Genomic DNA, 11,087 nt, shown 5'->3' with positions numbered 1-11,087 from the left:
CGCTAGCCGTGCGCTACGACCCCGCCCGCGGCGAGAGCCGCAGCGCGCGCCTGCTGGCCCAGCGGGCGGTGCAGGGGAGCGCCGGGGGGGCGCCGCCCGTCCCGTGGGTGGAGCGCCAGGAGCGGCAGCCCGGCTCCCGCTACATCGACTGGGTGATCCCGGGGATCATCGGCCTCAACCTGATGAGCACCGGGCTGTGGGGGATCGGCTTCGGGGTGGTGCAGATGCGGCAGAAGCACCAGCTCAAGCGGCTGGTCGCCACCCCCATGCGGAAGCGCGACTACCTGCTGGCGCAGATCCTCGCCCGGCTCTCCTTCCTGGCGCTGGAGGTGCCGCCCATCATCCTCTTCGCCTGGCTGGCGTTCGAGGTGCGGGTGGCGGGGTCGCTGCTCGCCGTGGCCGCCGTCGTCCTCCTGGGGACCATGGCCTTCGCGGGGCTGGGCCTGCTGGCGGCGTCGCGCGCCCGCACCATCGAGGGGGTGAGCGGGCTGCTCAACCTGGCGATGCTCCCCATGTTCGTGCTCTCGGGGGTGTTCTTCCCCTCGTCGCGCTATCCGGACGCCATGCAGCCGCTGGTGCAGGCGCTCCCGCTCACCGCGCTCAACGACGCGCTGCGCACCGTCTACAACGACGGCCTGCCGCTCTGGACGGCCGCGGGCGACCTGGCGATCCTCGCCGCGTGGATGGTGGGGTCGTTCCTGCTGGCGCTCCGCTGGTTCCGCTGGCAGTAGCCGCGCGATTGAGCCGGTCGCTTTCGGCCGTGCGCTCCCCGTTCGCCGGCCGAACGTGGCGTAAGCTGCGCCGGTGCTGCGGCTTCCCCCCTACCGAAACCGCTGTGTTCTGCCAATAATTCACCTCAAGCCCTAACATCGCCCTCCCCTGAACGGTCCGTCCCGGCTCTCGCCCGGTACGACCGCGTCCTCCTGGGACCCGCCCTTCCCCTATCGTGTTCATGCGCTCTTCAGTCTGCCTGGCGGTCTTCGCCCTGCTGTGCCTTGCTTCCCCGGCCCACTCGCAGGGGGATGCGGGATCGCTCCACCTCCTGGGGTTCACCGACTTCAACTACCTCGCGACCGACCAGCCGGTCGCGCAGGGATTCCGGGAGGGGCAGCTCGCGGGCCACCTGACGGCCGGGTTGACCGACCGGATCACGTTCTTTGCCGAGGTGACCGCGACCGCCACGGCGGCGGGGTTCAACCTGGAGGTGGAGCGGACCGTCCTGCGCTACGACGTCCTGGATGCGCTCAAGCTTTCGGCGGGGCGCTACCACACTCCCGTGAGCTACTGGAATACGGCGTACCATCACGGGCAGTGGCTGCAGACCTCGGTCGCACGTCCGGAGCTGATCCGCGGCGGGGGCGCGGTGCTTCCCGTCCACTTCGTGGGAGTGATGGCCGAGGGCTCCTTCCCGACGGGCCCGCTGGGGCTGGGCTACGCCGCGGGGATCGGGAACGGACGTCACACGCACATCGGCCGGGCAGGGGACGCCGGGGATGCCAACTCGAGCCGTGCGTGGGTCGTGAGCGGCCACGCCCGCCCGCCCCGCCTCTTCGGGCTGCAGGTGGGTGGCTCCGTCTACGGTGACCGGATCTCCGTACCGTCACGGGACGCCGTGGACGAGCGGATCGTGTCGGCGCACCTTGCCTGGAGCCGGGAGACCCCGGAGCTCCTGGCGGAGTACGCGCGGGTGCTCCACCGTCCGCGTGGGGGCGAGACGACCCGCACCGACGCGTACTACGCCCAGCTCGGGTACCGGCTTCCCGGGGGCGCGCGCGCCCTGAAGCCGTACCTGCGGGCCGAGCGCGTGGCCGTGTCCGAGGACGACCCGGTCTTCGCGGCCGCCGGGCTCGACCGGGAGGTCGCCATCGCCGGCATCCGGTACGACTTCGCCCCCGTTGCGGCGCTCAAGGCGGAGTACCGCCGCGAGCGACTCGACAGCCCCGAGCTCTTCAACACCCTCGCACTGCAGCTGAGCTTCACCTTCGGTGGGTCCCACCAGACCGCGGTGGCGCACGGCGCCCCCGAGACCACCGAGTCGGACCCGTAGGGCCGGTATGTGGACTCTACTGCCGACGCGGTGGCTCCGCCGCATCCGTACCCTGCTCGCGGCCGGCGCCATCGTTCTCGCGTCCGGCGTCGACGCCGTGGCGAGCCAGGCCCCGAAGGGGGGGGACATGGCGGTGATCGCGCACCCGGGGTCCGGTGTGCGTGACGTCTCCCTGGACAGGCTCAGGGCCACGTTCCTGGGCGAGCAGCAGTTCTGGCCGGGCGGCAGCCGGGTCACCCTCCTCGTCCTTCCCCCCGGCTCGCAGTCGCGGGAAGTGATGCTGCGGGAGGTGTATCGGATGAACGAGGCCGCGTTCCGCCGGTACTGGATCGCGAAGATCTTCCGGGCGGAGGTTTCCTCCGGGCCCAAGATGGTGGACGGGACGGCGACGGCGCTCCGGCTCGTGCCCCTGATCCCGGGGGCGGTGGCGATCATCCCCGCCAGCGCGGTGGACGGAAAGGTGACGGTCCTCCGGGTCGACGGCAGGCTCCCCGGCGAGTCCGGCTATCCCCTGCGATGATGAATCCCGCCCGGAAGTCCCCGTCCTCGCGCGTGGCGGACGTGCTGCGGGCATCCTCCGTCCGCGCGCGGCTGGTGGTGACCGTCGGCGTCCTGCTTGCCCTCGGCGCGGTGAACGTCGGCGCGCACGTGTGGGCGACGAGACAGCGCGCGCGCGTGCTCACGGAGCTGCGCAACGCGGTCGCCCGCCAGGAGATCCTGCTGGAGACCATCGCCGCGCTGGAAAACCAGAACCGGCAGGTCCGCGTCGTCAGCGGGCTGCTGGGGGCCGATGCGGTCCCCTCTACCGCCTCCGAGCGGGAGCGGACCCACGCCGCGATCGACGCGGTCCCGGCGCGCCTGGAGGCCCCGGTCCTGAGCACCGGCCCCGGCGGGGAGCCGGCGGTGCGGGAGATGCGGGCGCGGGCCCAGGCGCTTGCCACCTCCTGGAAGACGTTCTACGACAACCTGTCCACCAACCCGTCCCACGCCATCTCCGAGCTCGTGCTCGTCGGCGAGCCGCTCGCGCGGGCGCTGCTGGAAAAGGACCTCCCCGAAGCGGTGCGCCGGGAAAAGGAGCGGATCCGGACGGGGAGCGAAGCGCTCGCCCGGACGGACCGGACCACCTCCCGCGTGGTCTGGGTCCTGTTCGGCCTGTCCTCGATCCTTGGATCTCTCCTGGCGTTCGGCACACTCCGCGGCCTCCTCGGCGCGCTGGGGGCGCTTAAGGCGGGAGCGGAGCGGGTGGGGATGGGGGAGTTCGGGCACGAGATCCCGCTCGACGACCGGACCGAGCTGGGCGAGGTGGCCCGGAGCTTCAACGAGATGGCCCGGCGGCTCCGGACGGCCCGGGACGAGGTGGAGGTCCGCAACGCGGAGCTGGCGGACACCGTGGAACGGCTGCGCCGTGCCCGGCAGGAGCTGATCCAGAGCGAGAAGCTGGGAGCGCTGGGGGGGATGCTGGCGGGTCTGGCCCACGAGATCAACAACCCGCTCACCAGCGTGCTGGGGTACGGGCAGCTGCTCCGCCAGGAGCTGGACGAGCGCGGGGACGCGGAGCTGGCCGAGCTGCGCGCGGAGCTGGTCGACCCGATCATCTCGGAGGGAGTGCGGGCTCGCAACCTGGTGCGGAACCTCCTGCAGTTCTCGCGCAGCTCGGATTCCGCCCTGGCGGCGGTCGACCTGGCGGAAGCCCTCCACGTGGCCATCGGCCTGCGGCGCCGCGCGTTCGCGCTCGCGGGCGTGCGCCTGACGGAGGAGCTGCCCGACGGGATCCTGGTCACCGCCGAGTCCCAGCGGCTTCAGCAGGTCTTCCTGAACGTCATCAACAACGCGCTCGACGCGCTCTCCGGGGGGGGCGGGACCACGCTCTGCGTCCGCGTGCGGCGGGTGGAGCCGAACTGGGTGTCCGTGACGTTCGAGGACGACGGCCCGGGGCTGAAGGAGCCGGAGCGCATCTTCGATCCCTTCTACACCACCAAGCCGGTGGGGGCGGGGACCGGTCTGGGCCTCACCCTGGTGCACCGCTTCGTCGAGGAGTTCGGCGGGACGGTCACCGCCTCCAGCCGGTACGGGGGCGGAGCGTGCTTCGAGATCCGTCTGCGCTCCGCGGCCCCGCTGGAGGAGGTCCGCCCGGTGGAGCCCCCGGCCCGGGTCCGGAGCGCACCCCCGGCGAGGCGAACCGTGCTGGTGGTGGAGGACGAGGAGCCGCTCCGCGCGCTGCAGGGGCGCCTGCTGGGCCGTCTGGACGTGGAGGTGCTGCTCGCCGCTTCCGGGGAGGAGGCCCGCGACGTTCTGGAGGCCCGCGACGTCGACCTGGTGATCTCGGACATCAAGATGCCGGGGGAGATGGACGGGGTGGCGCTCTTCCAGTGGGTTCTCCGGGAGCGTCCCCCGCTCGCGGACCGGTTCCTGTTCGTGACCGGGAACCAGTACGACCAGAAGCTGAGCGAGCTCCTCCGCACGCGTCCGGACCGCTTCGTGACCAAGCCCTTCGAGGTGGACACGTACCTCGACCGGGTCGGTGGACTGCTACGGGAGGGGGAGCGGCCGGCGGAGCCGGCCGGTCCGCGCTCCGCGGCGTGAGGCGCTCCGAATCGGGGCCGGTGCCAAACCGGCCCCGATTCATTACATTGCCGCCGCACGGCCCGGTACCCTTCACATGCTTTCGTTGAATGAGCATTTCGACCGTCTCCGACGCGCCCGCCGCCGCCACGGTGGACGAGCTCTGCAGCTTTCTGGAACGCACGCAGCACGGCGAGGACGCCGCCCTGCTCTGCGCCTTCGCGCGCATCTTCTTCGCCAAGATCCCCCGCGCGGTGCTGCAGGAGCGCCCGCTCCCCCACCTGGCCGCGCAGGCGGTGGGCGCCTTCCACTTCGTGCAGCGCGCCCGCCCCGACGAGGTCAACGTGGAGGTGCTCAACCCGGGCGCCGAGGGGTGGAGCGCCCCGGCCACGGTGATCCGCGCGCACGTGGTGGACCGCCCCTTCATCGTGGACACCCTGCGCGAGTACCTCACCTCGCAGCAGATCGCGATCCACCACTTCGTGTACCCGGTGCTCACGGTGCGCCGCGACGCGGACGGCCGGGTGGAGTGGATCGGCGACACGGGGGAGGGGACGCTGGAGGCGCTGGTGCACTGCGAGGTGGAGCGCCTCCCGGCGGAGCGGCACGCCGAGGTGCTGGGCGAGGTGGAGCGGCGGCTCACGGACGTGGTGGTGGCGACCGCCGACTTCGACGAGATGCTGGACGCGGTGGACCGGGTGGCCGCCACGGTGCGCGGATACGGCGCCTGCCTCCCGGACCACGCCGCGGACTGCCACGAGGTGGAGGAGTTCCTCCGCTGGCTCAAGGACGGCAACTTCGTCTTCCTGGGCTACCGGGGCTACGACATCGTGGGCGAGGACGAGAGGCGCGCGGTGCGGGTGGAGGAAGGGTCCGGGCTGGGGATCCTGCGCGACGAGCGCCCCTCCCGCTACTCCACCCCGGTCCCCGTCTCCGAGCTCCCCGAGGAGCTGCGGCGGCGGGTGGTGGGCGGTCCCATCCTCATCATCAACAAGGCCGAGTCCGAGGCCACGGTGCACCGCCGCGCCCGCATGGACTACATCGGCGTCAAGAAGCTGGACGCCTCCGGGCGCGTGGTGGGCGAGCACCGCCTGCTGGGGCTCTTCACCTCCAAGGCGTACGCCGAGCACGCCGAGTCCATCCCCATCCTCCGGCAGAAGCTGGCCCAGATCCTCTCCGCCTCCGGCACCCGCCCCGGATCGCACGACTACAAGGAGATGATCACCATCTTCAACTCCATGCCCAAGGAGGAGCTGTTCCAGGCCTCCGTGGTGGAGCTGGAGCAGGAGGTGCAGACCATCCTCGCCCTCCTCTTCTCCGACGAGGTGCGGGTGATCCTCCGCCCGGACAACCTCCGGGAGGGCGCCAGCGTGATGGTGATCCTCCCGCGCGGCAAGTTCAGCGGCGAGGTGCGCCGCGCCATCCAGGAGGCCATCAGCCGCCGCCTGGGCGGCGAGGTGGTGCACTACTACCTGGCCATGAGCGCGGCGGACCAGGCGCGGCTCCACTTCTACGTCTCCACCCCGGACCGGAGCGTGGACGCGGTGGACCCGCGCGACCTGGAGCGCGAGGTCTCGCAGCTGATCCGCTCCTGGGAGGACCGGCTGCGCGACGGGCTGGGCGGGACCGGCGAGGGCGGCGAGCTGGCGGAGCTGTACGCCCCCGCCTTCAGCGCCGAGTACCGCGCCGCCAACTCCCCGGTCGCGGCCGTGCACGACGTGCTGCAGCTGGAGCGGATGCGCCGCGACCAGCGCGAGGTGGCCGTGGCGCTCCGCAACCCGCCGGAAGTGAGGGCGGGGGAGCTGGGGCGGACCACCGTCCTCAAGCTGTACCTGCGCGACCGGCGGCTCGTCCTTTCCGACTTCATGCCGATCCTGGAGGACGCCGGCGTCCGCGTCATCGAGATCGACACCTTCGCGGTCACCGGGGAAGATCTCCCGGCCTTCATGATCTACTCCTTCCTGGTGCAGGACCAGGACGGCGCGCAGATCCCGGGGGAGCGCTTCGGCGTCCTGTCCGAGATGCTCCTGGCGGTCTGGGCGGGCGACGCCCCGGAGGACCCCTTCAACGCGCTGACGCTGGGCGCCGGGCTGCGCTGGCGCCAGGTGGACGTGCTGCGCACCTACGCCAACTACGCGGCGCAGATCGGCGCCGTCCCCACGCGTCTGGCCCCGGCGCGGGCGCTCGCCCGCTACCCGGAGGTGGCGCGCCGGCTCTTCGGGTACTTCGAGGCCCGCTTCGACCCCGCCGCGACCGCGCCCGCCGCGGAGCAGGACGCGCTGCGGAGCGACCTCGGCCACGCGCTGGAGGCGGTCACCTCGCTGGCGGACGACCGCGCGCTGCGCAAGATGATCGCGCTGGTGGGCGGCACCGTCCGCACCAACTACTACCGCAACGGCGGCGCCGACCCCACGCGGCGCAGCGGCGGCGTGCCGTACGTCTCGCTCAAGGTCTGCTCGGCGGACGTGGAGGAGCTCAAGAAGTCGCGCCTCCTCTTCGAGGTGTACGTGCACTCCTCGCGCATGGAGGGGATCCACCTGCGCGGCGCCGCGGTCTCGCGCGGCGGGATCCGCTGGTCGGACCGGCCGGACGACTTCCGCACCGAGATCCTGGGGCTGGTGACCACGCAGGTGGTCAAGAACGCCGTCATCGTCCCCTCCGGCTCGAAGGGCGGCTTCATCACCAAGCGCGTCCATGCGGACCGCGACCTGATGGGGCAGGAGGCGGCGGACCAGTACCGCACCCTGATGCGCGGGCTGCTGGACCTGACCGACAACCTCGTGGAGGGCCGGGTGATGCCTCCGGAGGGGGTGGTCCGCTACGACGGCGACGACCCGTACCTGGTGGTGGCCGCCGACAAGGGGACGGCGCACCTCTCCGACGTGGCGAACGCGGTGGCCGCCGAGTACGGCTTCTGGCTGGGCGACGCCTTCGCCTCCGGCGGGAGCCACGGGTACGACCACAAGCGCGAGGGGATCACCGCCCGGGGCGCCTGGGAGTGCGTGAAGCGCCACTTCCGCGAGATGGGCAAGGACATCCAGGCGGAGCCCTTCACGGTGGCCGGGATCGGCGACATGAGCGGCGACGTGTTCGGGAACGGGATGCTCCTGTCCCGGCAGATCCGCCTCGTCGCCGCCTTCGACCACCGGCACGTCTTCCTGGACCCGGACCCCGACCCGGCCACGAGCTACGCGGAGCGCGAGCGCATCTTCGCCCTCCCGCGCTCCTCGTGGGAGGACTACGACCGCTCGCTCCTCTCGCCGGGGGGGATGATCGTCCCCCGCGCCTCCAAGGTGGTCCACCTCACCCCCGAGGTGCGCGCCGCGCTGGGGCTCCCGGACGAGGTGGAGAGCGTGGACGGCGAGGGACTGATCCGGGCGGTGCTGCGCGCTCCGGTGGAGCTTCTCTGGAACGGCGGGATCGGCACCTACGTCAAGCACTCGGACGAGACGCACGCCGAGGCGGGCGACACCACCAACGACCCGGTGCGGATCGACGCGGACGAGCTGCGCTGCCGGGTGCTCGGCGAGGGCGGGAACCTGGGGCTGACGCAGCGCGCCCGCATCCAGTACGCGCTGGGCGGCGGGCGGCTCAACACGGACGCGCTCGACAACTCCGCCGGCGTGGACATGTCCGACCACGAGGTGAACCTCAAGATCCTCCTGAACTGGATGGTCCGCGAGGGCGAGCTCACCCTGGAGGCGCGCAACGCACTGCTGGAGGAGATGACGGACGAGGTCTCCCGCCTGGTGCTGCGCAACAACGTTGGCCAGTCGCTGGCCGTGTCGCTCGACGAGTCGCGCAGCCGCGAGGCGCTGGACGACTTCGCGGCGCTGGTGCTGGCGCTGGAGCGCGACCGGCGGCTGGACCGCGCCGCCGAGGGGCTCCCCAGCACGGAGACCATGCTGGAGCAGGCGAAGAGCGGGATCGGCCTCACCCGCCCGACGCTCTCGGTGCTCCTGGCGCACGCCAAGCTGTACGCCAAGGCGAACCTGCTGGCCTCGGCGCTCCCGGACGACCCCGCGCTGGAGCCCTACCTGGCTCGGTACTTCCCGCCGCAGGCGGTGGAAGCGGCGGGGCCGGAGCGGCTCCGCGCCCACCGGCTCCACCGGGAGATCGTGACCACGGAGCTGGTCAACGACCTTGTGAACCTGATGGGCTCCTCCTTCCTGCACCGGGTGGCGCGGGAGACGGGGAGCGACATCGCCGCGGTGGTCCGCGCCTGGCTGATCGCCAGCCGGATCGCGAGCGCGGCGGAGATCCGCGACGACCTGGCCGCGGCGGAGGAGCGCTTCCCGACCGCCACGGTGTACCGCTGGGACATGGGGCTGGCGCGGGTGCTGGAGGCGACGACCCACTGGGTCCTCACCAACGTCCCGGAGGACGCCTCCACCGCCGCGGCGGTGGAGGAGCTGCACGAGGGGCTGGGCCGCCTCCGCGCCGGCTTCGCGGGGACGGTCACCGGGGAGGACCGCAAGATCTTCCTGGCGCGCCTGGGCGAGCTGCAGGACCTGGGGGTGGAGCGGTCCCTCGGCGAGCGGCTCATCACCCTCCGCTTCCTTCCGCAGCTCCTGGACGTGCTGCGGATCGCGCGGGAGGGCGGCGCGGACGCGGTGGAGACGGCGCGTGCGTACTACCACGTCTCGGAGCGCTTCGCCACGGCGGAGCTGCGGCACATCCTCCTCCGGGCGGCCGGCGATGGGGCCTGGGAGAAGCGCTACGCCCAGGCCATGGCGGAGGACGTGGCGCGCGCGCAGCGCAGGATCGTGCAGCTCACCCTGCGCGACGGCGCTACCGGCGAGGGGGTGGAGGCCGCGCTCGACGAGTTCACCCGCCGCCGCTCCGCGCAGGTGCAGGCCTACCGCGACCTGCTGGAGGACCTGCGCGCCGACGACCGCGCCCCGCTGGCGGGGTGGGCGCTGGCCGCCCGGACGCTGCGGGGGATCGCGGGATAGATCCTGCTCCCCTCCGAACGACGCGAGCCCCGCCGGACTTGTCCGACGGGGCTCTTTTTCGCTATGCTCCGGGCGTGCACACCACAACGTTGCTCCCCGCGAGGCTCCATGTTCCGAATCCCCGTGGACCGGGAGAAGATCGCCGACTTCTGTCGGCGCTGGAGCGTGACGGAATTTTCGCTTTTCGGCTCCGTGCTGCGCGACGACTTCCGTCCCGACAGCGACGTTGACGTGCTCGTGGTCTTCGCGCCGGGCACACAGCTCGGGTGGGAGGACTGGGAGCGGATGGAGGAGGAACTGGCGGTGCTCTTTGATCGTCCGGTGGACCTGGTGGAGAAGCAGGCGGTCACCAACCCCTTCCGCCGACACAGCATCCTGACGACGCACCGGGTGGTGTATGCAGCCTGACGAGCGCGACCTCGCCCATCTCTGGGACATGCAGGACTTCGCTCAGGAGGCGTGCTCGATGGCGAAGGGACTTAGGATCGAGCACCTGAGAGCCAGCCGTCGTGACCAGTTCGCGCTGGCGAAGGCGATCGAGCTGATCGGGGAAGCAGCTTCGCACGTTTCGCGTGGATTTCGCGATGCACATCCGGAGGTCCCCTGGAAGGCAATCGTAGGGATGCGGCACCGGCTCGTGCATGATTATCGTCGGATCGACTTCGTCCGCGTCTGGGACGTCGTCCAGCGCGACCTACCGGCGCTGCTCGCCTGCCTCGCGCCCCTGGTGCCGCCCCCTCCTCCCGGAGAGCCGGATCAGGGCCGACCCACCATCTCAGTGCGGTGTCCGAGCGCCGCCCCCGGCCGCCCTGTCCAGCGCCTGCACCTCCTCGGGCGTGAGGTGCCGGTACGCGCCCTTGGGCAGGTCGCCCAGCTCCAGCGGTCCCACCGCCACCCGCACCAGCCGCAGCACCTCCACGCCGAGCGCTTCCAGCAGGCGGCGGATGTGCCGGTTCTTCCCCTCGTCCAGCACCACCTCCAGCCAGCTGCTGCGCGTGCCGGAGCGGAGCAGCCCCGCCCGCTTGGCCGCCAGGAAGTCGCCCCCGGCCTCCACGCCCGCCGCGATCCGCCGCAGCAGGTCGTCGTCCGCGACGCGGTCCACCTGCACGTGGTACGTCTTGTCCAGGTGCGTGGCGGGGTCCGTGATCCGCGCGGCCCAGCGGGTGTCGTTGCTGAAGAGGAGGAGGCCCTCGCTCGCCCGGTCCAGCCGCCCGACGGGCGAGATCCAGGGGAGGGCGGGGTCGTCGATGCAGTCGTAGACGGTGCCGCGCCCCCGCTCGTCGGAGGCGGTGGTCACCACCCCGCGCGGCTTGTTCAGCGCCAGGTAGACCCGCGCCTCCGCGCCGACCCGCTCCCCGTCCACCTCGATCCGGTCGCGCTCCGGGTCCACCCGCAGCTCCGGGTCGCGCCGGACGGTGCCGCCGACGCGCACCCGCCCCTCCGCGATGAGCGCCTGCGCCCGCGAGCGCGAGCAGAACCCCAGCTTGGAGAGCGCGCGGGCGAGCCCCACCCCGGGGCGGCGG

The 11,087-nt window shown here is 72.2% G+C and carries 7 protein-coding genes; 6 read left to right on the top strand and 1 reads right to left on the bottom strand.

The window, feature by feature from the left end:
• The 6 genes from VGR37_24425 to VGR37_24400 all read left to right on the top strand — a co-directional run.
• Positions 1-731: ABC transporter permease (locus VGR37_24425; protein HEV2150568.1), on the top strand; the 731-nt coding region annotated here is incomplete at its 5' end.
• 221 nt (positions 732-952) lie between these two features.
• Positions 953-2,047: a hypothetical protein gene (locus tag VGR37_24420; GenBank protein ID HEV2150567.1), complete on the top strand. Its 1,095-nt coding sequence runs from the start codon at positions 953-955 to the stop codon at positions 2,045-2,047.
• A gap of 7 nt (positions 2,048-2,054) precedes the next feature.
• On the top strand, positions 2,055-2,567 hold the full coding sequence (locus VGR37_24415; GenBank protein HEV2150566.1) for a hypothetical protein: 513 nt from the start codon (positions 2,055-2,057) through the stop codon (positions 2,565-2,567).
• On the top strand, positions 2,564-4,630 hold the full coding sequence (locus tag VGR37_24410) for an ATP-binding protein (protein HEV2150565.1): 2,067 nt from the start codon (positions 2,564-2,566) through the stop codon (positions 4,628-4,630). The genes VGR37_24415 and VGR37_24410 overlap by 4 nt, the downstream gene beginning before the upstream one ends.
• Positions 4,631-4,719: 89 nt before the next feature.
• On the top strand, positions 4,720-9,564 hold the full coding sequence (locus VGR37_24405; protein ID HEV2150564.1) for an NAD-glutamate dehydrogenase: 4,845 nt from the start codon (positions 4,720-4,722) through the stop codon (positions 9,562-9,564).
• A 108-nt stretch (positions 9,565-9,672) separates the two neighbouring features.
• Positions 9,673-9,972 (top strand): nucleotidyltransferase domain-containing protein, encoded by a 300-nt coding sequence (locus VGR37_24400; GenBank protein ID HEV2150563.1) that lies wholly within the window; start codon positions 9,673-9,675, stop codon positions 9,970-9,972.
• 367 nt (positions 9,973-10,339) lie between these two features.
• On the opposite strand, the gene VGR37_24395 is transcribed toward VGR37_24400, so the two are convergent.
• Positions 10,340-11,087 (bottom strand): pseudouridine synthase (locus VGR37_24395; GenBank protein HEV2150562.1); only part of this gene is annotated, 748 nt, incomplete at its 5' end.

It is taken from the genome of Longimicrobiaceae bacterium (assembly GCA_035936415.1).
Classification (GTDB): Bacteria; Gemmatimonadota; Gemmatimonadetes; order Longimicrobiales; family Longimicrobiaceae; genus JAFAYN01.
The sequence above is the reverse complement of the archived record's forward strand: the minus strand, read 5'-3'. Positions and strand labels throughout refer to the sequence as shown.